Here is a 22,969-nt window from a genome sequence, read left to right as displayed (position 1 = left end):
CTATCCAGGAGTATTTCTACACTCTCTTTGCGTGTAAAGATAGGAAGCCAATTTAGTACAGTACACGTAACAAAATGCGGATGTGTTGGTTCATAAATTTTGTATCTGCTTCTTCCCATAGTTTTATCTTTTTTCTTGTATTATAGTTTAGAAAAACTAGAGAGTGTAAAAATATGACATATTGTCATGTTTTTTAGATTCTCGTATGCATTCCCACCGAGGACGGATGGGAACGAGAAAAAATGTTACCACAGCCGATTTTTAGCTTTGAAAACTTAAAAGATTTAGATACCATTGTAGAACTTAAAAGAGTACAAAAATAGGTAACATGTTTTTGTACTCAACCGTTATGTAAAAAGGAAAGCGCATGAGTCAAGCCCCAAAATGTTTTATCTCATATTCTCACGATAATGAAGCTCACAAAGCATGGGTATTAAGCCTTGCAACTAGATTAGTAAAGAATGGTGTTGATGTAATTCTAGATCAATGGGATTTAAGGTTAGGCGGCGACTTACCTTCCTTTATGGAAGGTGGATTAACTGAAGTTGACCGAGTGATTTGTGTTTGTTCAGAAACATATGTATCTAAAGCGAATATTGGTTCTGGAGGCGTTGGCTATGAAAAAATGATTTTAACCTCAGAGTTAATGAACAATATAAACTCGGAAAAAATTTTACCTCTCATAAAAAATAATAATGCACCAAAAGTTACTCCTATATTTCTTCAATCAAAACGCTACATAGATTTTCGTAATGAATCTGATTATGAAAGTTCTTATTTAATATTGATAAAAGAAATACATGGTGAATCTATAAAAGTTCGTCCAGCTCTAGGCAGTAATCCATTCGAAATTTCTGAAAGTCCAATAGCATCTTCAATTGCAAGTAGTACAAGTCAATACTCTAATCCAAGTTTTGAAGGTAATATTGAATTTGATTATGACAACCATAATGGTCGTTACATGATTGGTGCAGGTATCATGCAATTTGAGCTGGATTTTTCGAGTGCAAGTAACGGTTCCATACACATATATAATGACCCAGTAAGCATAGAAGGCATTGCTTTAGCATATGGTGCTAGCTCTTTTTCCGATATAAAAGATGCTTCAACATTTGACTACACCTCTAGGTCAAGAACTCCTAATACAGGTGAACTTGTCACCTTGGTAAATCAAAATGGCTTTTTTGCAGTTATTAAACTTGGTAAAATAAAAGCTAGAAACCATGGGGCAGATAGATCATCAGTATCATTTGAGTATAAAATCAATCAAAAGAAAGAAACAGGTTTCGAGTAAGTTTCTACATAACAAGTACTTGGAGAGAAATATGAGCCCCTGCTGTGCTTCATATTTCTCAAAATAAACGTTAATATTAATAGGGAGTAAATTTAGACATGGACGCTATGACAAACATCATCTATGGAGTTATTTCAGGATTAATAGCTGCATTTCTTTTTGAGTTATTAAGGTCAAAGTCAAATTGGTTTCCTGGTCCATCTCAAGCACCTGAATATATTGAGCTAGAATTGCCCGATGAAACAAGAGCGAAAAATCGAGCTAAATTTAACTTAGCAATGTTTAATATATTTTTTTATTTCTACACATTTTTTATAGTCTATATAGCATTACTAATGCCTCCAATGTTAAAAACAATCTTTAAAAAGAATATAATTTTTTTAAGTGATGCACGTTTTATTGGGGACTTGCTACCACATATTGAAATTGGTACAAGTTACGTTCAAGGTTCATTTGTATTAATCGCATTAATTATTTATATACCTCTATTATTGATAGTTAGTAAGCTATCCATACCAATAGCATCTATTGTTGATAAATTTTGGACAGTTGACATCTACCGTTGGCGACGTATTCAAGGGTTGTTATTTGCACTTTTTGCAGCTTGTCTAGCAGTAATGAGTATTTATCTTTTTAATGAAACAACATTAAAAGGTGCATTTATTGCATTTATTGCATTTATTTTTATTGCAACAGTATTTGCATCTGGAGGTAGAAGGTGAATATAACAAATCAGGGGGAGCTAATAAATTACCCTGCAGGCAATTTATTAGCTCACTTCAGCCGTTAAAACAAAGCCAGACTACCAAGAGCCACCACCTCCACCACCGCCTCCTCCTCCGGAGAATCCACCACCACCTGAGAAGCCTCCGCCACCGCTTGAACTTGTGTTTGGTGGTGTGGCTGCTGCGTTTACTGAGTTTGAGAAACCTCCCATGTTGTGGATATTTCCAACGTACCAGTGTGGGGTATCTACATTTAAAACATCGTAAAATGAGAGCCAATGGTCTGCTTCACCGAAAAGCATAGCATAGGGCAGCATTTTTTCAAGATAAAGAGGATCTGCCTTCAGGCGTCTTTGGATCTCATCCTGCTTGACACGCTTGACAAACTCTTTGAGTCCTAAAAGATGTTTCTGTGCCTGCGCACCTTTTTGGGTGAATTTGCCTATTTTCTTATAGACATAAAATGCTGCGATAAATAAGATGATCAAGACTGCCAACGGACCAGTGAACAGCTCTTTAAACGTAAAACCTTTATTAAAGAAGATAAATAAAGGCATCATCCCTGCGCCTGCAAAAATAAATCCGAACAGTTTGTTCATCCCCGTATTTGAAAATATCATGCTTATGCCTACAGCGCCAAATACAATTGGAAAAATAAGTATAAAAATAGCATCGCTGCCATATTTTGAAGCTAGAGAGTAAAAGATCAAACCCAGAACAGGAAGCAGCAGCATAATGGTTTTCGATATAAAGTTTTTTCTTGTCCGCTGAGGGTTTTCAACCATATAACCTTCACTTACTGCCCAAGTATAGAGGTTCTTATTGATGTGGGTGAAATGATTCTGAAGCGCCATGGCTCTGACCTGGGAAGCTCCTGACATCACAAAATGATCTCTGTTTTTAAACAAGGTATTTTCAAGCAGATATTTTTGGTCCATCGTAAGTCCTTCTGCTTTTTTCTCTGTACGTTTTAAAACAGGATCAAGTTTTTTGTCTTTTTGTTCTATCTCCAAATACCCCAAATATCCCAATTCCAATACTGCCGCAGCAAAATCTTCATTATCTGCAAATTTATCTAAAATAAGTCCTGATTGTAACAAACTTAGGTCTTTGGGTGGATCGTATTGCACAGCAACAGAACGTGTATCTGCGAAACCGGTGTTTTTTTTGTACATAGTACGGAAATAGAGTAGAAATCCGACCAATGCTCCCCAATGCCAATTTTTCCAAAACCAGTCCATCAATGAGGGGGCGACATTGTCTTGTCCATTTTGATCCAAAATATCGGCAGGGTAGGCTATCTCTACTGTAGCGCCCTGGTGAGGCTGCAATGAGGGGATCTTTATCTGCAAATGATGGGGATTGATCCATTGGGTAACTGCGATGGATGTTTTTGCGCCATACATCCCTGTGTAGGTTGAAAGTGCTGTATTGTTCTGTGAGAGTGAATCCGGCAGAAAGAAATGTGCAGAGATATGGTAAATAGGTACTTTCCAGCCTGTACCAATGATATTCCAGCGGATCGCATCATTCTCTTCATTCTGAGCAGAAGGAAGTACACCTTTTTTTACATTGTAAGCGATATGATATATGTGTTTTCCTGTAATAGAAGTAGAGGCAGAGCCGATCTTCAGACGCAGGATCTTTCCGGCATGAACAGAGTCCATGGTAGAGTTTTCCCAAGGAACCATATGCTTGTCGAGCTGCACTGAAAAATCAGAGAGTTCGAGATCTTTTATGACTGAGTCGACTTTCACTGTAAAAGGAATATCACGAAAGATACCATGCTTCTGCTCTCCTTCAAAATTATACGTTATCGTTTCGGTAATGGAGAGTTCACCACTTTGTTCTACTGTAACATTCACTTCATATGCTGAGATCTTTTCAGCCCAGACAGATGTACTGAAGAGTAAAAAGAGCAGGGCAAGAAGGATTTTTGTCATACCCGCTGCTCTTAAAGATCGATATTTGGCATCTTTTTGACTGATTTAGCCTCGCTCTCATCCAATTCAAAATAGTTACGTGGTGTAAAGTTGAATTTTTGTGCAACAAAAAGGTCAGGGAAAGACTCAAGTTTGGCGTTATAGTCTCTTACTATAGCATTGTAGTAACGTCTTGCATTCTGTATGGAGTCCTCAAGACTGCTCAACTCTCCCTGAAGGTGTAGAAAGTTCTGATTGGCTTTGAGATCAGGATATGCTTCTGCCAGAGCAAACAGTTTTCCCAAAGCGCCTGAGAGTGCATTGGCTGCAGCAGCTTTTTCTTCTACGGTTCCTGCACCCAGACCCTGTTGACGTGCCTGTATCACTTTTTCAAGTGTACCGGCTTCGTAATCTTTATATCCTTTGACAGTATCTACCAGGGCAGGAATAAGGTCATAACGACGTTTTAGCTGTACATCAATGTCTGACCAGGCAGCATCAATACCTGCTCTGAGTGATACAAATTTGTTATAAATAGCTACAAGATAGGCACCTATAGCTACAATAGTAAGAAGAACGATATTTCCAAAACTCATTTTATTTCCTTTTGATCGGTTCCCTTTAATTATAGCACGTTATACTTTCTTTAAAAAAGAGTATTTCTATGGCTTACGATCTTCAAAACAAACTGGTGATTGCTATCTCATCTCGTGCATTGTTCGATCTGGAAGAGGAGAATGCTATTTTTGACAAAGAGGGATTAGAAGCTTACTACACACATCAGCTTGCACATTTAGACGCTCCGTTGGAAAAAGGCTCTGCATTCAGATTCGTTCAGAACCTTCTTGCTATCAATAAAAAGTTTAACAATAAACTTATAGAGGTGATCATTCTTTCACGGAACAATGCGGCTACAGGTTTACGCATAGGGCGATCTATAGAACACTATGCCCTGGACATAGAAAGGACAGGCTGGACAGCGGGGACACCTGTAGCACGTTATTTGGAAGCATTCAAAGTAGATCTGTTCCTCTCTGTTCATACACCTGATGTAGAAGAAGCGATCAACTCCGGTGTTGCTGCTGCTACCATACTGCCACATACTCCGGTAACCTCAAAAGAGAGTGACATCGTTAAAATCGCTTTCGATGGAGATGCTGTGATCTTTGGTGATGAGAGTGAGAAAGTTTATCAGGAGCAGGGGTTGGAAGCCTTCATTGCCCATGAACGTCAAAATTCCAAAAATCCTCTCAGTAAAGGTCCCTTCTTTAAATTCCTTAAAATCATCTCAGAGATACAGGACAAATTTCCTATGGAAGCCTCACCTATACGTACAGCTCTGGTAACTGCAAGAAACTTCTCAACTCATGAGAGAGTATTGGGTACACTGGAAGGATGGGGTGTACGTGTAGATGAAGCCTTTTTTCAGGGAGGTGTACAGAAATATGAAGTCATCAAAGCATTCGGAGCAGATATCTTTTTTGATGATCAGGATACCCATTTGGAAGTTACTTCAAAAGAGACCCCATCGGCAAAAGTCCCATATAGACGATAAATACTAATTAATATTAAACAAGGTAACTTGAATATTTTTTAAAAAAGTACTATACTAAAGATAGATACCAACGTAACAGGAGGTATAGATCATGAAAAGATTGGTAGCAAAAATAAAAAAACCAAAAAAAGAGCTTATAAAGCTTTCTATCCCACTTGCTATGCTTCTTGCAAGTACGAATATGGAAGCTTCCTATTCAAAACTGGCAAAAGTTGCCAATATGCATCCTAAGACATTGGAACAGATTGTTCATAAACTTGTAAAAATAGAATCAACGACAGGCAAATACAATGCAGAAAATAAAAATAGCGGTGCCTACGGACGTTATCAGATCATGCCGAGTACAGCAGCATATTATGCTAAAAAATTACATATTTCAATACATCAATGGAAAAAACCGGATAATCAGGACAAGATCTTTAATGCTATTATGAAAGACAATATCTTAAGTCTCAAAAGAGGTGGACATAAGATCTCAGCTTTTTCTTTATATGCAAGCCATCAGCAGGGAGCAGGCGGATTTAATGCTATTATCAGAAACAAACCGCTTACAAAAAAACTGGAACATAATCTACGTCAAAATCTTCCCGGAAAACTTCAAAAAGTAAAAAGATCACAGCTGAGAATGACATGGATCAGATATTGGAAACGTAAGTTAGGATAGCCTACTGTTTACGTTTCCTGTAGAATTCTTTTCTGAATTCTTCAAATCTTTCCTTCAAAATCGCTTCTCTCATCTGTTTCATAAGATCAAGATAGTAATAAAGATTATGAATGGTTCCCAAACGGAAATAGGTAATCTCTCTGGCACGGAAAAGATGTCTTAAATATGCACGGGAGTAAGTTTGACATACCATACAGTTGCACTCAGGGTCTATGGGGCTTTCATCGGTCGTATAGCATGCTTTTTTAATGTTGACTTTTCCAAAACTGGTAAAAAGTGTACCGTTTCGTGCATTACGTGTAGGCATGACACAGTCAAACATATCGATACCTCTGTAGACATTTTCTACCAAGTCTTCCGGTGTACCCACACCCATAAGGTAGCGTGGTTTGTCTGTAGGCATGAATTGTGTGGTCCACTCTACGGTATCATACATATCCTGGTTGGCTTCTCCGACACTCAGCCCACCGATGGCAAAACCATCATATGGCAGAGCACAAAGCTCTTTTGCAGACTTTTCTCTAAAAGCTTTGTCTGTACCTCCCTGAATGATAGCAAAGATGTTCTGATCAATACCGACACCTTCTTTCTGTTTGCCTCTAAAGTATTCTATACTCTCCTGAGCCCAGCGTGTAGTTCTGTCTATACTGGCTGCAATACGTTCCTGTGTCGCAGGCAGAGCAACCAGATCATCAAGGATCATCATGATATCTGAGCCAAGGTTATGCTGGATATCAATGACCTTCTTTGGGGTGAAGTAGTGTTTGCTTCCGTCAAGATGACTTCGGAAAGTAATACCGCCTTCATCTATCTTGACATTATCTGAAAGTGAAAAGGCTTGAAAACCGCCGCTGTCAGTTAAAAAACTTTTAGGATATTTGGTGAAACCGTGCAATTTCCCCATTTTGGCAACTACATCATCACCCGGGCGAATATACATATGGTATGTATTTGCAAGAATGATCTCAGGTTCAATGAAGGTGCCTAAGTCTGTTGCATCCAGTGCTTTGACCGCACCTACTGTGCCCACAGGCATAAAAACAGGGGTTTGTATGGTAGAGTGAGCCGTTTGTATGGTACAGGCTCTTGCTTTACCATCAACATTATTGATCTGAAATTGCATTGTGTTATAATGTCCTCTTAAATAATTTTAGGATTATATCCAAATAGGGCATAAATGAAAAACATACTTATACTCGCAGACGGCAGCATTGCTAAACATTTCATAGAATGGGTCGGTAAGAAGAGAGTAGCGGAAAATAAATATTATGTTACGTGTTACAAAGAGGGTGTGACACCTGAAAGAATGGGGAAAAATATCTCTATGATAAAGGCAGATCCTACAAGCTATTCCAAAATGAGAACGATCATGAATGATGTAAAATATTCAAATGTTTTTATTGTTATGGAAAATATGGAAGATGCCGAGTATTCACTAAAGAATATACGTCTGATAGATAATAAAGTAAGAATAGTTCTCGTGAACCAGTGGGATAATGATGAGATAGGTAAAGAGGAAGAGAATGTAACTGTTTTGTATAGTGATGAGCTGATCGCTGCACATCTTTATGATCATCTTCCCAATGTACCGGTCGTTGCACAAAATGTCGGTTTGGGTAAAGGCGAGATCATGGAGATACATGTACCGTTTGGCAGTACTTATGCATTCAGACATGTTGGCTCCATTCTACAGAGAAAATGGAAGATTGCTGCTGTTTACCGTGATGAAAAGCAGATTCTCCCAACCAATGCAACGATGATACGTCCCAATGATACACTGCTTGTTCTGGGAAAACCTATTGTGCTTGACGGTGTTTATAAGACGATCAATAAACGTATAGGTCTTTTTCCTGAACCTTTTGGAAGAGACCTCTATTTGATGATGGATTTAAGATTTGATCAGAAAAATGCACTGATCTACCTTAAAGAGAGTATTTATCTTTTAGAGAAGCTTGAAGACAAGTCACTTTTTGTGCGTATACTCTATCCTAATAATTTTGCCTTGATAGATGAACTTAAAACCTATGAGTCGGAAAAAATAAGGATCTCAGTCTGTTATGATGATGAAGATATTAAAACCCTTGTAGAATATGATATACAGGAACACGATATAGGACTGGTACTTACGAGTATTGAAACATTTGAAAAAGAAGAGATCAAAGAGACATTGTATGATCTTAGAAAAGTAGTTTATCTTTTTGGAGACAAACTTCTTTATAATGTAAAAAAAGCAGTGATACTTATGAGTGAAAATGAACAAATGGAATCCATCTCTTCTACAGCATTTGATATTTCAGAATCACTGGGGCTGCAGTTGATGCTTGGTGACTTTGACCCTGAAGGAGATTTTGAAAGCAGAAAGATCATCATAGAACACTATGAGACACTTTCACACATTTTCAATATGGAGATAGACATCCAACAAAAAATAGCAAATCCTATTCGAGAGATCTCTGCAATGGAAGATATTTTACAGATTGCTCCTTTTGAAAAGGATCTTCAAAGTAATACTATTTTAAAATTTGTTTCTACAAAAGTACAGGATTTCCTTCTTGCTACTGAAACACACCCCAAACTACTCGTTCCTTTTGCTTTGGAGTAGGGCATAATAGAGAATTAAACACATTTAAGATAAAATAAAGCCAATAATATATTACCGTACTAAGGTTTTCCTCAATGATCGTCCCGATAGAATTAGCGCAAACACAAAATATTACATATAATATCACCATAGATTCTCTACCCAAACTCAGATTCGATACTAAAGTAGTGATCGTGACCAATCCTACCGTGGCAGGCTTTCATCTTGAAACACTTTTAAGCAGGATCTCTGCAAAAACATTGCATGTCGTGACCGTACCCGATGGTGAGGAGCACAAAACACTTGCAACGGTTGAAAATATTCTCAATGCATGTTTTGAATATAAACTTGATAGAAAATCACTGCTTATCGCCTTTGGCGGCGGAGTTATAGGAGATATGACAGGATTTACGGCAAGTCTTTACCAACGCGGGATAGACTTTGTGCAGATACCTACAACACTTCTCTCTCAGGTAGATGCCAGTGTAGGCGGGAAGACCGGTGTGAACAACCAATACGGTAAAAATCTTATTGGGGCATTTTATCAGCCTAAAGCTGTTTACATTGACCCTGAATTTTTAAAAACACTTCCTCCTCGTGAATTTGCAGCGGGTGTTGCTGAGATCGTTAAAATGGCTGTGATGTTTGACAGGGACTATTTTACATTTCTCCAAGAAGCTGATCTGAGTAATGAAGAGGTACTCAAAAAGACTATTGCCAAAAGTGTTACACTCAAAGCCCGGGTGGTCAACCAGGATGAGAAAGAGGCAGGAATACGTGCCGTGTTGAACTATGGACATACTTTCGGGCATGTAGTAGAGAATGAGACAAATTACACTACCTATCTGCATGGTGAAGCGGTCGCTATAGGTATGGTCATGGCAAATGCTCTGGCTGTGGAGTTGGGACTTATGAGCAAAGAGGAGGCATATGAAGTAAAAACACTTCTTGAAAGTGCTTCTTTGCCTACAACCTATACTATTAAAGATGTAGATGATTTTTATGAGCATTTTTTCCTTGACAAAAAAAGTGCACACAATAGCATTAAGTTTATTTTACCTCATGGAATAGGGGATTATAGAATGCTTTCAGATATTGATGAAGCAGTGGTAAAAAAAGTACTTGCTAGATTTGGAGAAGCTGGATGAGAAAAAAGTTTCTCTTTATTGTACTTCTTTTAAGCACATTTGCTCTTGCACAGACAGAAGTAGAGACCAATAATACAACAGCCTTGGAGAGTAACCATACAACTTCTGTAAGAATAGATCAAAAACTATTACTGGAAAAAGAGACATTGGATAAAGCGCTTAAAGAAAACAATATATGGTCCAAGATCTATAGTAACTACCATACATATAATGAACTTAAAAAGCAGGAGGGAATACTTGATACGCGTATTTATCAGTTGGAAAGAAAACGTAAACGCAGCAAAACAGAAGAGGTAGCTCTTGAAAATGCAAAAAATGACAAGTCTATACTCAAGGGCAAACTGCAGCTGCTCCAGGAGTATGAGAAAAATCCTTTTAAAAAATTTCTTACACCGCCGGCAATTGAAGAAGTACCTTCTGTAGGTAACCCTTTTGCTGTGATCTCTGCACTTTCATATCAGGAAAAACTCAACTCTGATCATAAAGAATATGATGAAAGATATCAATCTATTCAGAATGTTATGAAGAAACTTAAAGAGAAGCGTGCCATTCTTCAAAAACTTTTACTTGATGATCCAAAGAATAAAAAATACAGCAGTGAACTTAAAGATACACAGGAGCAGATCAAAACATTTGCACCGGTCATTGAAATATTCAAAACCACAGAAAATGTTTATACGAAAAAGATCGATGAGATCAAACTCAATCTTCAGTCTGATATTAAAAGAGAAGTACAAAAAGCAATGGTCATTGGAGGAATCATACTTTTCTTTATTATCTTTATTTTACTGGTAAAATATCTTGTACGTCGCTATATGTCAGACAATGACCGTTTCTATACCATTAACAAAGCTTTGAATATTACCTTCTTTACGCTCTTGCTGCTTACGTTACTCTTTGCCTATATTGAGAATGTCAGCTATCTGGTAACTATTCTCGGGTTCGCCTCTGCGGGTATCGCTATTGCAATGAAAGACTGGTTTATGTCACTCATGGGCTGGTTCGTTATTGTTATTGGCGGTGCGGTGCATGTGGGTGATCGTGTAAAATTTGTACGTGGTAATGTAGAATATGTAGGGGATATTGTTGATATTTCACTGCTTAGAATGACCATACAGGAAGATATTACACTCACAACCTATATGCACAACAGAAGAGCCGGACGGATCATTTTTGTACCGAATAACTTCATCTTTACCGATATGGTTGCAAACTACTCCCATGCCGGACTTAAGACAGTCTGGGATGGTATTGATCTGATGATCACATTTGACTCCAATGTCTCAAAAGCATCTTCTATCGCCAAAGAGATCACTAAAAAATACTCTAAAGGGTACACTGATATTACAAGAAAACAGCTCAACAAACTCAGAAGCCAGTACAGTATGAAAAATACAAATGTTGAACCACGTATCTATACTTTCATAGAACCTTACGGTATCAAGATCTCTGCATGGTACCATACCAACGCCTATGCGACATTGACACTCAGAAGTACAATATCTATAGAGATCATTGAACGTATACAGGCTGAGGACGATATTACCCTTGCATTTCCTACACAGTCTATCTATGTGGATAAAGATGTACGTAAGCCCATTGCCCAAGCACCTACACTCTTTGATGAAGAAGCATAAATGAAACGTGTCTATTTTAAAACATTCGGTTGCAGAACAAATCAGTTTGATACACAGGTGATGATGTCAAAACTACAGGAATTTGAACTTAGTCAGGACGAGCTTAATAGTGACATTATTGTGGTAAACTCCTGTACTGTTACCAACGGGGCAGACTCATCAGTGCGTAACTATATCTCTTCCATGAAGCGTAAAAACCCAAACGCCAAGGTGATTCTTGCCGGCTGCGGGTCACACTCCAAAGGAGAAACACTTTTTGAAGATAAAAAAGTCTTTGGTGTCATGGGACACTCAGAAAAAGAGAAGATCAATGAGATACTCAAGATCGAAGAGCCTTTTTACCAGATAGGTGATCTTAAACATATCGATTCTACCATTGTAGAGGAGTTTGTCGGAAAAAGCAGGGCATTCATCAAAATACAGGAGGGGTGTGACTTTGCCTGCTCTTACTGTATTATCCCTGCGGTTCGAGGTGGTGCCAGATCCCATAAAGAAGAGACTATTCTGGAACAGGTCACCAAACTGGCAAGCAATGGCTTTGGAGAATTCATTCTTACAGGAACCAATGTCGGATCTTACGGAAAGGATCATCATACTTCCATGGCAGAACTACTTAAAAAGATCAGTACTATACGAGGTGTCAGACGTATACGTATAGGAAGTCTGGAGCCTATACAAATAGATGATGCCTTTATGGAGTTACTCTCTGAACCATGGATGGCAAAGCATTTGCATATTGCCTTACAACATACCAGTGACAAGATGCTGGAACTGATGAACCGAAGAAACAGTTACAAAACAGACTTTGAACTTTTTCACAAAATAGCCGATAAAGGCTATGCTCTTGGTACAGACTTCATTGTAGGGCATCCCAGAGAAGATGAAAAGGCATGGACAGAGGCAATAGATAGAATAAAAGAGTTGCCGTTGACCCATGTACATGCCTTCTCTTATTCAAAACGCGATCATACAGCTTCAAGCAGTATGAAGCCCGAAATCAGAGGAAATATTGCCAAAGAGCGTCACAAAGAACTTACGGAGCTTGTCAAAGCAAAAAATTTTCTATTCAGACGTGACCATACTGAAAATTTAGAAGTCTTACTTGAAAATGGCAAAGAGAATATTTATCATGGCTTTGACCAATATTTCAACAGAGTTGAAGTCAAAAGTCAGGAAGACCTCAGTTCAAACTGGGTGCTTCTCAATCATGTGGAGGTGACCAATGAAGGAAACAAAGCGCAGCTTTAACCCTAAAGCACTTAATAGTAAAAATATCAAGATCATCATCAGTTTGTTGGTGATTTTTTTAGGGCTTCTTACTTTTATCGTATTGAGAGATACCGATCCATTGATCACACATACTCAGGCGAATAAGCTTTTTACTGAAAATAAAATAGAAAAGATCATTGTTGATGGAGAATATATTCGTCTTAAAACAGCTCAAAACCGTTATAAGATATATAAAGATGCCATCAACAAAACAGCTTTTTTCACCAAATATCCTGTAGAAGTTAAGGAAGAGGGTACTTCTGTTTATGATATTTTGTCTCTGTTTATTTTGGCAGGTGCTTTTTGGTTTCTGTTTAGATTCATGAAACAAAGCAGACTGCAGCAACTTAAACAAATAAGAGCTGCAAGGGTAGAGGAGAATCAGGACAATGAGCCTGTACAGGCACTGAAATCACATGTTACTTTTGCAGATGTAGCGGGAATAAAAGATGTTAAAGAGGAGCTTGAAGAGATCATTGATTTTCTTAGAGAGCCCCAAAAATACCGTGATCTGGATATCCGTCTTCCCAAGGGTGTATTACTTGTTGGTCCTCCGGGTGTGGGAAAAACACTTATTTCCAAAGCAGTGGCCGGTGAGGCTGGTGTACCTTTCTTCTATCAGAGTGGCGCTTCTTTTGTTCATATCTATGTAGGTATGGGAGCAAAAAGAGTTTCAGAACTTTTTAAGAAAGCAAAACAGATGGCTCCAAGTATTATCTTTATAGACGAGATAGATGCTGTGGGTAAAAGCAGAGGTGAATTTAGAAATGATGAGAGAGAAGCTACCCTGAACCAACTGCTTACAGAGATGGATGGTTTTGAAGAGAGTTCAGGAGTTATAGTTATCGGTGCCACCAACAAAATAGATGTACTGGATGAAGCACTCCTTCGTGCCGGGCGTTTTGACAGACGCATCCACATCTCCCTTCCCGACCTTGAAGACAGAGCCAAAACACTTGAGCTCTACCTTGCACACAAACCGCATACAGTAGATATAGAACAGGTAGCACGTATGACTGTAGGCTTTAATTCGGCTGCACTGGACACTTTGACCAACGAAGCAGCGATCTTTGCGATGAGAGAGGGACGTACTACTGTTGAAACTTCCGATTTTGAAGCTGTCAAAGAAAAGGTACTTACCGGTAAACGCAAAATATTGAGTTTTACTGAAGAGGAGAGAAAGATTCAGGCTGTCTATCAGGGAGCCAAAGCTGTGATCGCTACATGGCTGGACGTTGAGTTTGAGAAGATCGGTATTGTCAATACACGATTGATCGCCCAAGAGCATGAGATACTCTCACGTTCAAAATTGCTTAACCGTATTAAGGTTTATTTGGCTGGAAGCATTGCTACACAGATGTACTACAATGAACAGTTCACCAATGCAAGCAATGATATTATGCAAGCCAAAGAGTTAGTTAGAAAAGTGATCTACGAGTACGCTATGAGTGAGAACTTCATTGTAACCCCATTAGCGGAAGAGGAGCTTTTAAAAGAGTCTGTCTCTGAAGTCAAAGCCCTTCTTAAAACACTTGAACGTGCATTGGATGAAGTTTCAAAGTATCTGTTAATGCATGAAAATATTACACATCAAAAGTCTCAAGAGATCCTAAAAGAGATATTTTAAAGATGCTTTTTTTTAACGGTTTTTCTCTGCAAAAGGAAGAGGAACTCTTTGATGCATACCTCTTGAAAAGCAATCTATGTGTAGCAGGATTCAGTTATGGTGCACAAAAAGCATTTGAATATGTCTATCACTCCAAAGAGCGTATAGAGAGGCTTATCCTTCTTTCTCCTGCTTTTTTTCAGACACAAAAAGTAAGTTTCATCCGTACACAGTTACATTACTTTGAGGCAGGACAGGAAGCCTATGTCAAGCAGTTTTTAGCCAATGTATCTTCTCCTTTGAAGTTGGATCTGTCTGCCTATCTAAAGATAGGATGCAAAGAGGAACTTGAAGCGCTTCTTACCTACCGGTGGGATAGTAGAAAAATAGAAGAGGTACTTGAAAGAGGTACGACTATAGAGGTCTTTTTAGGAGCTGAAGACAAGATCATCGATGCAGAAGATGCTTTTGCATTTTTCTCACCGCTGACTACAACCTATTTTATAAAAAGGGTAGGGCATATATTAAAGAACTGATCATTCATCGGCTTCTTTAACTGTAATTAACTCCTGCCATGTTCTTGGCTTTTTAAATACATAAATCACTTTTGAAAAAATCCATGAACGGGGTACCGCACCAAAAAAACGGCTATCAGCAGAATTGTCTCTAAGATCACCAAGCATAAAGTAGTGTTTGGGTTTAACCGTTGTTACCGGAAGCTGGGTCAATACTTTGGGTACACGGAGTCTCCAGTTATGTACTACGCCATAATATTTTAAATATGGATCTTTAAGAAAGTAGCCATCTTTTGTCTGTACTGCCTGAAGATCATAAGTCTGTGCCAATACTTTTGTTCTCGTTGAGTTTCCTTCCGGCTGTAAATAAAACGAACGTTCTTTTTGGAAATATTTGTCACCGGGAAGAGCAGCACAGCGTTTAATGTAAAGTCGTCCTTCAGGATCAAGAGGATGTTTTATCACAAGCATATCGCCTCTGTGTATGGCATCAAATTGGCGATAGGTAAGTACGATGTCTCCTTCTATCAAACCATAATTCATACTTGTACCGCTGATCTTGTATAGACGTAACATGTAAAAAGAGACAGAAAAAAGAATGAGTATAGGCAAGATGAATTTTTTCATAGGAATATTATAACTTTTTGAGTTAAAATAGATATTAGTACGGTAATATTACAAGGAGCATCTAAAAAGGATAGGAGTATGTTACAAAACAGCTATGAATTATTTTCTGCACTGAAGCAAATGGGTTATATGCAGACAAATAGAGATTTGCTTTGGTGGCCAAACAGTAATACATTTGAAGTCGTTGTGGGTGCATTACTTACACAGCAAACCAACTGGGAAAGGGTGGAAGAATCTCTTAAAAATCTTAAAACAGATGACTTACTTACACTTCAGGCACTTAGTGCTGCCTCTACCCAAGAGATAGCAGATCTTATTAAACCAAGTGGTTTTTACAACACCAAAGCCCATAGACTTAAATTGCTTTGCACCAATATCTTAAATGAATTCGGTAGTTTTGAATTATTTCAAAAGCATGTAGACAGAAAATGGCTACTTTCCCAGAAAGGTATTGGTATGGAGAGTGCTGACTCCATACTTTGTTACGGTTGTTCCCGTGAAATCTTTGTTGTGGACAGCTATACTAACAGGCTCTTGGGTGCCTTTGGATATGAATTTGAAAACTATATGCAGATACAGGAATGGATGCAAGAGGGGATCGAAGCAAACTTTGATAAAATAACAAAAATGTATGATATACCCGTTACACTTCATACTGTTTATGCACGATTTCACGGTAAGATCGTAGAGTTTGCAAAAGAGTATATTAGAGGAAAAGAAGTGGATATCAGTACATTGAACAAAAGGATCAGAGTGTGACAAATATCGTTATCACCGGATGTAGTACCGGTATAGGTTTAAAAACAGAAACATATCTTAGAGATAAATTTGTTAAAGTCTATCCTACTGCCAGGACTTCCGAAGATGTTGCAATGTTAAAATCAATTGGATTTGAAAATGCCATGCAGCTTGATGTGAGAAACAGTAAGGAGATAAGCAGTGTTATCGCCAAAGTGTTGAAAATAGACGGTAAGATCGATGTCTGGTTCAACAATGCAGGATATGGACAGCCGGGTGCTTTGGAAGATATTACTACAGAGGTACTAAAAGAACAGTTCGAAACCAATGTTTTCGGTCTGCATGAATGTACAAGACAGATCATTCCTGTAATGAGAGTGCAAGGATATGGAAAGATTATTCAACACAGTTCGGTACTTGGACTTATTTCACTTTTCGGAAGAGGTGCCTACAATGCAAGCAAATATGCAATAGAAGGACTTACAGATACATTGAGACTGGAACTGAAAGATACAAATATTTACCCTGTATTGCTTAATACGGAACCAATTAGCAGCCATTTTCGTCAAACTGCCATTCAAAAACTTCAGGAAAATGTAGATACAGAGCACTCTGTCTTTAGTGATAAATACCGGCAAAGTATAGAGGGAACAGCCAAAAAAGTCCCTTTTAATGAAGAGGCTGTTTCAGTAGCAAAAATAGTACATACTATTGTCTTGGCTAAGTATCCAAAACCTAGATATTATATTACGAAAGCAACATATCTTCTGGGCTATATGAAAAGAGCTGTAAGTACAAATTTTTTAGATCATATTCTAATGAAAATAGGCTAATATCAATAATAGAACATCGTTGGACAGGTAATGTTACGTCCTTTTGACTTTGCTTCATACATATAATTATCTGCCAGTTTGATCAGTCCGTCAACAGAAGAGGTGTGTTTATTGTCAGCTATCCCCGCACTTAGACTCACCTTGATCTGATATTTTTCATGTGTGATCAACAGATCAAGAATATTTTTCCGTATCTTTTCAGCAACCAGATAGGCTTCTTTTTCATTTGTTTTCGGCAGTATAACAAGAAATTCTTCGCCACCCCAACGTGCAGCTATATCGGTTCTTCGTATTGTATTTTTGATCACACTGGCAACTTCCATAAGCACTTTGTCCCCGGCTTCATGTCCATAGCGGTCATTCACATCTTTAAAATAGTCGATATCACACATGATAAGACTCATATTTGTATCATCTCTTTTCTCTTGTGCATAAATGCGTTCCATATGATAATGTACCCCACGTCTGTTGCGAAGCTGTGTGAGTTGATCTTCTTCTGCAATGTTTGAAAGCTCTTCTGTAAGAAGTTTCATCTTCCCAAAAAGATTTTCGGTAGAGTACTCATAGGCAGCGGTTAAAGTAGCATCCAGAATAAAGACAAGGATCAAACGTGCTTTATAGTCAAAAGTATATACTGTGTGCAGAAAGATATTATCCGGAACAAACAAGATCCAAACCATAGCCAGTAAAAAAGCACAGAGAATAGCTCCACCTTTTTTAAGTCCGTGAAGAAAAAGAATGACCACAGGTAAAGAGTAGATCCACAGAGATCCGGTATTGTTCACTCCTCCTGCAGCCACCAAATAGAGCATGAGCAGTACTAAAGGGTAGCTTATAACAGCAGTTGCCAAAGCATAACTGATCTTCTTTGTGAGTATAAGCACATAGTTTAGTGTGGCAAGAAAAGCAATGGACAACAGGGTATAGGAGAGGGGGGATTGATCTTTGGAGAGGGCTAGCAAACCTAGGGGCAACGTACAGGCAATAGCCAAAAGTGTGATGGCTTTTAAAATATAGAGTTGACGTGAATAGTGTGAATCTGCCAGTGACGGTGCATTAAGTCTATAATTACTTGGTCTACTGTTTTCATTTTCAGAAGAATTTTTACCTAGATTTGTTTTATTCAAATTATGTTCGCCCCTACAATCATCTTTCAAAGTATATATTATAGTTATACTAACTTAAAATAATACTTTTTTACTGATATCAATTTGGGTATAATTCAATAAAAAATTTAGGAAATTATAGTATGGATAAAATAAAAATAGGTGTTATAACCACAAGTGACAGGGCATCTCAGGGCATCTACGAAGATATCTCAGGTGTAGCTATTATGGATACAATGAAGGCATATCTTCTAAATGAATGTGAATATGAATATAGATGTATTCCAGATGAGCAGAGTCTTATAGAAACAACACTTGTAGAACTCTCCCGTGATCATAACTGTGACCTCATTGTTACTACAGGTGGTACCGGACCGGCAATGAGAGATGTTACCACAGAAGCCACAGAGAATGTCTGTCAAAAACTGCTTCCGGGGTTTGGAGAGCAGATGCGGGCAGTGAGTTTGCAGTATGTGCCAACAGCTATCCTGTCACGTCAAACTGCAGGTATCTGCAATGGTTCACTGATAATTAATCTTCCAGGAAAACCCAAATCTATCCGTGAATGCCTGGATGCAGTATTTCCTGCCGTACCGTATTGTATTGATCTTATAGGTGGTCATTATATGGAAGCTGATGAAGCAGTGATTAAAATATTTAGACCTAAGTCAAAGTAACATATAAATGGACTAGGGGACATTGGTTGAATTTCTGAAAGAAATTAAAGCTGTGTCCTCAAATAAATGGAGGGAAGGATACCATAATGAATATAGAATTTATTGAAAAGAAACTGGGAGAGATCATTGATGAACTTGAAAAAGAAGTGATGGAGGTACTGATGAATGAGAGCCTTGGAAAAGGAGAGACCAATCTCCATATGAAACCGCTGGCTTCCACAAAGCAGATACTAACAAATGCTTTGGAGAGTATTAAAATGGTAGATAGACTTGCAAGAGAGGATCTGGAAAAATGAAAAAATATCTTTATCTTTTTTTTAGCTTTACCTTACTGCTTGTAGCAGAAGAAAAATCACACCCTTCAAATAGTTTAGGTTACCTCTATCTAGCAGTTTTTATCCTTACTGTCGGGCTTTTTTTCTGGGGCATTTACAAAGCAGTAAAAACACAAGAACTCATCTATACCTTGGCTCTGCTTCCATTTTTTCTGCTCATGGTAGGGATGTTTTTTCTTTAGAAGTGTCTTTTAGAAACTTCAATAGTCTTGCTTATATAAAACAGTATTTTTGAACAATTTTCTATAAATTATCATTTAAAGTGATAATTTATGACTTTTTAACCATAAAATGAGACTTTTTAATTTGAATAGATCTATACTTAATAAATATATTATTATTTTAAAGGATCAAGAATGAAAAAAATCACATCAATACTTTTAGTATCATCTGTTGCACTTATGACAGGATGTGCAACCAATGAAGTCCACAATTCACATTGGGGATACACTGGTCATAATACACCAGATACATGGGGACATCTTTCTGAAAAATACAGAGAGTGTGGTGTAGGGGCGAATCAGTCACCAATCAATATTACCCATTCTCTCCATGCACATCTTCCTCCACTGGCTCCACATTATGCAGGTCGTTCTAAAAATATTGTCGATAACGGACATACAGTACAGGTGAACATGGAACCGGGAAACACTTTCAAGATAGACGGTGATACTTTTGAACTCAAGCAGTTTCATTTCCACTCTCCAAGTGAAAACCATATTAACGGGCAATCTTTCCCTCTTGAGGCACACTTTGTGAATTTGGATAAAAAAGGAAATATAGCAGTGATCGCGGTGATGTTCAAAGAGGGTAAAGCAAACAAAGCACTTGAAAAAGTATGGGCAAAAATACCGGGTAAAGAAGGGGAGAGCAATACGCTTAAACTTGCAGGTATCGCTAATGCGATCATGCCAAAGAACAAGCACTACTACCGCTTTAACGGTTCCTTAACGACGCCTCCATGTACAGAAGGGGTAAGATGGTTCGTATTGAAAACGCCTGTCACTGTCTCTAAAGAGCAGGTAGAAAAGTTCCATCATCTCATGCATCATAACAACAACAGACCCATTCAGCCGATGGATGCAAGAGTAGTTATAGACTAATTCAATCCCGTGTGGAGGTCATGCCCGCACCCAACCAGTCTTGCATCCCCCCACGGTACCATTTCAGTTTTTCTGCCGGGTACCCAATCTCCAAAAGTGCGTAGATCATTGCAGGTGATTGGCTGCACCATGGACCATTGCAGAAGAGTACCAGTGTTTTGGCGTTGCTAAAATCATACTCTCCGTCTTTTTGAATAAATACGCCCAAATGTTTTAAAGCATATTCAAAATAAAATTCATACTCATCTCTGTATTTAAAGTAATGAAACGGCATATTAACCGCTCCTGGAATAGTCCGATATTTAAACCACTCCTCTTTACGACTGTCGACAAGAAGGAGTTTCTTGTTTTGTTGCATTTCCTTAAGAAAAGCGAGAACTTCCAATTCTCCGTAGGTTTCGAGATCTGCATCAAGCTGTATGGGCAACAGTTTTCCTTTTGTATGTACATAAGTGGACTTACATGCCTGTGGTACCTTTTCATTCGCATAATTACCTGTCCAGAGCATCTCATTGTTAATAGGGATCTTTTTACAGATAGCCGGAATATTTCGTTTGACTACATAATTTTTTTGCTGTTTATCTGCTGTAGTGGTAGTAACCATAACACCGCTATATTCAAAACCGCTATTTGCTGTAAGAGAAAAGGTGGAGAGGATCAAACCCATCATGATATATTTTTTTAACATAAATATCCTTTATCTATTTTCACATTAATAATTATTATATCTTAATATAAGTTTTAAGTAAAGTATGGGTGGAAGGCTTGGAATTTGCAGTTAAAATATTTTATTTTGAAATATCTTAACTGTATTATTTAGACGTTATGTGCCACTTTGTACGTAGGATCATCCTCTTCATAGGTACAAAACGGTCCTGCTGTCTTTAGTGTTTTCTTGCAATCTTCAGAGAGATGTCTGAGTGTCAGTTTTTTACCGGCATTTTTATATTTTAGAGTTAAAGCATCAATTGCTTCTGCCCCAGAACTGTCCATGACCCTTGCTTTTTTAAAGTCAATAACTACCTCTTTGGGATCATTTTCCACATCAAATTGCTCATTAAAAGAGGTAACCGAGCCAAAGAAAAGCGGACCATCAAGTTCGTAGATCTTTTTACCATTTTCCTCTTTTATCTGTGCAAAAATCTTTGCATGTTTCCAGGCAAAGACCAGTGCAGAAATAATGATACCTGCGATAACTGCCACAGCAAGATCAAAAAAGATGGTAATGATCGTCACTGTTATCAGAACAAAAGCATCTGCTTTAGGCATATGGGTAATACGCTTAATTGATGAAAATTCAAACGTACCAATACTCACCATGAACATGATCCCCACCAATACCGCCATAGGAATAGCTGCAATCACAGAAGAAAAACTGACCACAAGAATAATGAGCAGTACCGCTGCGGTAAAGGATGACAAACGTCCAAGTCCTCCGGAGGTAAAGTTGATAACGGACTGACCGATCATCGCACATCCTGCCATACCACCAAAAAGTCCCGAAGTTGCATTCCCTATACCCAGTGCTACACACTCTTTGTTCCCTGAACCACGCTTCCCGCCCATCTCATCGAGTACAGAGAGGGTAAGCAAAGACTCTATGAGTCCTACCAGAGCCACGATCACAGCAGTAGGCAGGATGATCGCCATAGAATCCCAAGAGAAAAGGGAAGCATCCGGCAAGACAAAATGCGGCAGTGAAACATGAGAAAGATCGGCAAGGTCTCCTACGGTTTTTGTATCAATATGCCCAAAATAAACTACGAGTGTTACAACTACGATTGCAACAAGCCCTGCAGGAACGGCTTTGCTTACTTTTGGCAAAAATTGCATTGTTGCCATAGTCGCGATAATAATAACATACATAATATAGTTTTCAGAAAAACTCGCTTTTAGAATGTCCACCCATGAACTATACTGCTCCATATGGGCAGGAGCAAGAAAAGGGAGCTGTGCCAAGGCAATGACAATGGCCAGACCATTCACGAAGCCAAAGAGGGCAGGTTGAGGCACAAGACGAATAAATTTACCCATCTTTAAAGCACCTATGGTGATCTGGATCAATCCTGCAATAATGGAAGTCAGCAGAATATAGTGTAAGACCATCATAGAGAGTGCTTCTGCATCCAGATCGGGATACATCTTCTTTACAGCAAGACCCAGCGAAACAAAAACCACAGCCACAGAGCCTGTAGCTCCGGAGATCATCCCGGGTTTACCCCCTAAAACAGCTGTAATAAGACCAATGATAAATGCTCCGTAAAGCCCAACTACAGGGGAAACCCCTGCAATAAATGAAAAAGCGATCGCTTCAGGGACAAGTGCCACTGCAACCAAGGCCCCGGAAAGCACATCATTTTTAATATTTTGTTTTGAATAGTTCTGAATATTGAACAAGGGGTTTTCCTTACACTAAGAATAAAAGTGTGGAATTCTACCATAATTATTTGAGTTAGAAGTTAGATATCATCCCTGTAGACATCCGTAATATCAAAATCATAATCAGGCTCAATGACAGGAACATGTTCAAGTGACTTTTTATTGATCTCTACGGCTTTAAGATCATACTCATCTCCCTGATAGAACTTTTGCTCTTTTGCATACTTTTTTTCTCGCTCCATCTGCTCTTTGATC

The 22,969-nt window shown here is 38.4% G+C and carries 23 protein-coding genes; 16 read left to right on the top strand and 7 right to left on the bottom strand.

From position 1 onward, the window contains the following. The first annotated feature begins 367 nt into the window (after nt 1-367). Both MVE01_RS04980 and MVE01_RS04975 read left to right on the top strand, forming a co-directional pair. A complete protein-coding gene (locus MVE01_RS04980) occupies nt 368-1,294 on the top strand; it encodes a toll/interleukin-1 receptor domain-containing protein (RefSeq protein ID WP_472561069.1) in 927 nt (308 codons plus the stop codon). A gap of 98 nt (nt 1,295-1,392) precedes the next feature. Beyond that, complete coding sequence (locus MVE01_RS04975) at nt 1,393-2,016, top strand: hypothetical protein (protein ID WP_472561068.1); 624 nt, start codon at nt 1,393-1,395, stop codon at nt 2,014-2,016. Between the two features lie 80 nt (nt 2,017-2,096). Here MVE01_RS04975 and MVE01_RS04970 read toward each other — a convergent pair whose 3' ends face one another. Then, on the bottom strand, nt 2,097-3,962 hold the full coding sequence (locus MVE01_RS04970; protein WP_472561067.1) for a DUF2207 domain-containing protein: 1,866 nt from the start codon (nt 3,960-3,962) through the stop codon (nt 2,097-2,099). Nucleotides 3,963-3,973: 11 nt separating this feature from the next. Further along, on the bottom strand, nt 3,974-4,537 hold the full coding sequence (locus MVE01_RS04965) for a LemA family protein (protein ID WP_472561066.1): 564 nt from the start codon (nt 4,535-4,537) through the stop codon (nt 3,974-3,976). Nucleotides 4,538-4,605: 68 nt separating this feature from the next. Here MVE01_RS04965 and MVE01_RS04960 point away from each other — a divergent pair, with 68 nt between their 5' ends. Both MVE01_RS04960 and MVE01_RS04955 read left to right on the top strand, forming a co-directional pair. Continuing rightward, nucleotides 4,606-5,496 carry a 5'-nucleotidase gene (locus MVE01_RS04960; protein WP_472561065.1) on the top strand — a complete coding sequence of 297 codons (891 nt, stop codon included), beginning with the start codon at nt 4,606-4,608 and terminating at the stop codon, nt 5,494-5,496. Between the two features lie 91 nt (nt 5,497-5,587). Beyond that, on the top strand, nt 5,588-6,160 hold the full coding sequence (locus tag MVE01_RS04955; protein ID WP_472561064.1) for a transglycosylase SLT domain-containing protein: 573 nt from the start codon (nt 5,588-5,590) through the stop codon (nt 6,158-6,160). A gap of 1 nt (nt 6,161) precedes the next feature. Here the strand turns inward: MVE01_RS04955 and tgt are convergent, their stop codons facing one another. Next, entirely contained in the window at nt 6,162-7,283 is a 1,122-nt protein-coding gene (gene tgt / locus MVE01_RS04950) for a tRNA guanosine(34) transglycosylase Tgt (RefSeq protein ID WP_472561063.1), read from the bottom strand. A 54-nt stretch (nt 7,284-7,337) separates the two neighbouring features. Between tgt and MVE01_RS04945 the strand changes: the two genes are divergently transcribed. From MVE01_RS04945 to bioV, 6 genes are all read left to right on the top strand, one after another. Continuing rightward, nucleotides 7,338-8,762 (top strand): COG3400 family protein, encoded by a 1,425-nt coding sequence (locus tag MVE01_RS04945; protein ID WP_472561062.1) that lies wholly within the window; start codon nt 7,338-7,340, stop codon nt 8,760-8,762. 74 nt (nt 8,763-8,836) lie between these two features. Further along, nucleotides 8,837-9,889, top strand: coding sequence for a 3-dehydroquinate synthase (gene aroB / locus MVE01_RS04940; protein WP_472561061.1), 1,053 nt, complete (start codon nt 8,837-8,839; stop codon nt 9,887-9,889). After that, on the top strand, nt 9,886-11,526 hold the full coding sequence (locus MVE01_RS04935) for a mechanosensitive ion channel domain-containing protein (RefSeq protein WP_472561060.1): 1,641 nt from the start codon (nt 9,886-9,888) through the stop codon (nt 11,524-11,526). Before aroB ends, MVE01_RS04935 begins: the two co-directional genes overlap by 4 nt. Further along, nucleotides 11,527-12,774: a tRNA (N(6)-L-threonylcarbamoyladenosine(37)-C(2))-methylthiotransferase MtaB gene (gene mtaB / locus MVE01_RS04930; protein ID WP_472561059.1), complete on the top strand. Its 1,248-nt coding sequence runs from the start codon at nt 11,527-11,529 to the stop codon at nt 12,772-12,774. Further along, nucleotides 12,749-14,422, top strand: coding sequence for an AAA family ATPase (locus tag MVE01_RS04925; RefSeq protein WP_472561058.1), 1,674 nt, complete (start codon nt 12,749-12,751; stop codon nt 14,420-14,422). Before mtaB ends, MVE01_RS04925 begins: the two co-directional genes overlap by 26 nt. A gap of 2 nt (nt 14,423-14,424) precedes the next feature. Further along, entirely contained in the window at nt 14,425-14,937 is a 513-nt protein-coding gene (bioV, locus tag MVE01_RS04920) for a pimelyl-ACP methyl ester esterase BioV (protein ID WP_472561057.1), read from the top strand. On the opposite strand, the gene lepB is transcribed toward bioV, so the two are convergent. Then, nucleotides 14,938-15,543 (bottom strand): signal peptidase I, encoded by a 606-nt coding sequence (lepB, locus tag MVE01_RS04915; protein WP_472561056.1) that lies wholly within the window; start codon nt 15,541-15,543, stop codon nt 14,938-14,940. Nucleotides 15,544-15,621: 78 nt separating this feature from the next. On the opposite strand from lepB, the gene MVE01_RS04910 reads away from it, so the two are divergent. Together MVE01_RS04910 and MVE01_RS04905 are read left to right on the top strand one after the other, a co-directional pair. After that, nucleotides 15,622-16,302, top strand: coding sequence for a 3-methyladenine DNA glycosylase (locus MVE01_RS04910; protein WP_472561055.1), 681 nt, complete (start codon nt 15,622-15,624; stop codon nt 16,300-16,302). Beyond that, nucleotides 16,299-17,114, top strand: a complete 816-nt coding sequence (locus MVE01_RS04905; RefSeq protein WP_472561054.1) for an SDR family NAD(P)-dependent oxidoreductase — start codon at nt 16,299-16,301, stop codon at nt 17,112-17,114. The genes MVE01_RS04910 and MVE01_RS04905 overlap by 4 nt, the downstream gene beginning before the upstream one ends. 2 nt (nt 17,115-17,116) lie before the next feature. Here MVE01_RS04905 and MVE01_RS04900 read toward each other — a convergent pair whose 3' ends face one another. Next, nucleotides 17,117-18,241, bottom strand: coding sequence for a GGDEF domain-containing protein (locus MVE01_RS04900; RefSeq protein WP_472561053.1), 1,125 nt, complete (start codon nt 18,239-18,241; stop codon nt 17,117-17,119). Between the two features lie 122 nt (nt 18,242-18,363). On the opposite strand from MVE01_RS04900, the gene mog reads away from it, so the two are divergent. The 4 genes from mog (at nt 18,364) to MVE01_RS04880 (ending at nt 20,335) form a co-directional block, all read left to right on the top strand. Beyond that, complete coding sequence (mog, locus tag MVE01_RS04895; protein WP_472561052.1) at nt 18,364-18,897, top strand: molybdopterin adenylyltransferase; 534 nt, start codon at nt 18,364-18,366, stop codon at nt 18,895-18,897. Between the two features lie 86 nt (nt 18,898-18,983). Further along, complete coding sequence (locus MVE01_RS04890) at nt 18,984-19,193, top strand: hypothetical protein (RefSeq protein ID WP_472561051.1); 210 nt, start codon at nt 18,984-18,986, stop codon at nt 19,191-19,193. Then, entirely contained in the window at nt 19,190-19,414 is a 225-nt protein-coding gene (locus MVE01_RS04885; RefSeq protein WP_472561050.1) for a hypothetical protein, read from the top strand. Before MVE01_RS04890 ends, MVE01_RS04885 begins: the two co-directional genes overlap by 4 nt. Before the next feature lie 174 nt (nt 19,415-19,588). Then, a complete protein-coding gene (locus tag MVE01_RS04880; RefSeq protein ID WP_472561049.1) occupies nt 19,589-20,335 on the top strand; it encodes a carbonic anhydrase in 747 nt (248 codons plus the stop codon). 1 nt (nt 20,336) lies between these two features. On the opposite strand, the gene MVE01_RS04875 is transcribed toward MVE01_RS04880, so the two are convergent. Together MVE01_RS04875 and MVE01_RS04870 are read right to left on the bottom strand one after the other, a co-directional pair. Further along, nucleotides 20,337-21,023, bottom strand: a complete 687-nt coding sequence (locus MVE01_RS04875) for a rhodanese-like domain-containing protein (protein ID WP_472561048.1) — start codon at nt 21,021-21,023, stop codon at nt 20,337-20,339. 128 nt (nt 21,024-21,151) lie between these two features. Continuing rightward, nucleotides 21,152-22,732, bottom strand: coding sequence for a SulP family inorganic anion transporter (locus MVE01_RS04870; RefSeq protein ID WP_472561047.1), 1,581 nt, complete (start codon nt 22,730-22,732; stop codon nt 21,152-21,154). Nucleotides 22,733-22,969 lie beyond the last annotated feature (237 nt).

This window comes from Sulfurovum sp. (genome assembly GCA_026990595.1).
GTDB lineage: Bacteria > Campylobacterota > Campylobacteria > Campylobacterales > Sulfurovaceae > Sulfurovum.
Note: the sequence above shows the minus strand (reverse complement) of the source record. Positions and strands in the feature narration are given on the sequence as shown.

Excerpts from the sequence above, each read along its gene's own strand:
- MVE01_RS04980 (WP_472561069.1), top strand. The coding sequence starts at position 368 with ATGAGTCAAGCCCCAAAATGTTTTATCTCATATTCTCACGATAATGAA.
- MVE01_RS04975 (WP_472561068.1), top strand. The coding sequence starts at position 1,393 with ATGGACGCTATGACAAACATCATCTATGGAGTTATTTCAGGATTAATA.
- MVE01_RS04970 (WP_472561067.1), bottom strand. The coding sequence starts at position 3,962 with ATGACAAAAATCCTTCTTGCCCTGCTCTTTTTACTCTTCAGTACATCT.
- MVE01_RS04965 (WP_472561066.1), bottom strand. The coding sequence starts at position 4,537 with ATGAGTTTTGGAAATATCGTTCTTCTTACTATTGTAGCTATAGGTGCC.
- MVE01_RS04960 (WP_472561065.1), top strand. The coding sequence starts at position 4,606 with ATGGCTTACGATCTTCAAAACAAACTGGTGATTGCTATCTCATCTCGT.
- MVE01_RS04955 (WP_472561064.1), top strand. The coding sequence starts at position 5,588 with ATGAAAAGATTGGTAGCAAAAATAAAAAAACCAAAAAAAGAGCTTATA.
- tgt (WP_472561063.1), bottom strand. The coding sequence starts at position 7,283 with ATGCAATTTCAGATCAATAATGTTGATGGTAAAGCAAGAGCCTGTACC.
- MVE01_RS04945 (WP_472561062.1), top strand. The coding sequence starts at position 7,338 with ATGAAAAACATACTTATACTCGCAGACGGCAGCATTGCTAAACATTTC.
- aroB (WP_472561061.1), top strand. The coding sequence starts at position 8,837 with ATGATCGTCCCGATAGAATTAGCGCAAACACAAAATATTACATATAAT.
- MVE01_RS04935 (WP_472561060.1), top strand. The coding sequence starts at position 9,886 with ATGAGAAAAAAGTTTCTCTTTATTGTACTTCTTTTAAGCACATTTGCT.
- mtaB (WP_472561059.1), top strand. The coding sequence starts at position 11,527 with ATGAAACGTGTCTATTTTAAAACATTCGGTTGCAGAACAAATCAGTTT.
- MVE01_RS04925 (WP_472561058.1), top strand. The coding sequence starts at position 12,749 with ATGAAGGAAACAAAGCGCAGCTTTAACCCTAAAGCACTTAATAGTAAA.
- bioV (WP_472561057.1), top strand. The coding sequence starts at position 14,425 with ATGCTTTTTTTTAACGGTTTTTCTCTGCAAAAGGAAGAGGAACTCTTT.
- lepB (WP_472561056.1), bottom strand. The coding sequence starts at position 15,543 with ATGAAAAAATTCATCTTGCCTATACTCATTCTTTTTTCTGTCTCTTTT.
- MVE01_RS04910 (WP_472561055.1), top strand. The coding sequence starts at position 15,622 with ATGTTACAAAACAGCTATGAATTATTTTCTGCACTGAAGCAAATGGGT.
- mog (WP_472561052.1), top strand. The coding sequence starts at position 18,364 with ATGGATAAAATAAAAATAGGTGTTATAACCACAAGTGACAGGGCATCT.
- MVE01_RS04890 (WP_472561051.1), top strand. The coding sequence starts at position 18,984 with ATGAATATAGAATTTATTGAAAAGAAACTGGGAGAGATCATTGATGAA.
- MVE01_RS04885 (WP_472561050.1), top strand. The coding sequence starts at position 19,190 with ATGAAAAAATATCTTTATCTTTTTTTTAGCTTTACCTTACTGCTTGTA.
- MVE01_RS04880 (WP_472561049.1), top strand. The coding sequence starts at position 19,589 with ATGAAAAAAATCACATCAATACTTTTAGTATCATCTGTTGCACTTATG.
- MVE01_RS04875 (WP_472561048.1), bottom strand. The coding sequence starts at position 21,023 with ATGTTAAAAAAATATATCATGATGGGTTTGATCCTCTCCACCTTTTCT.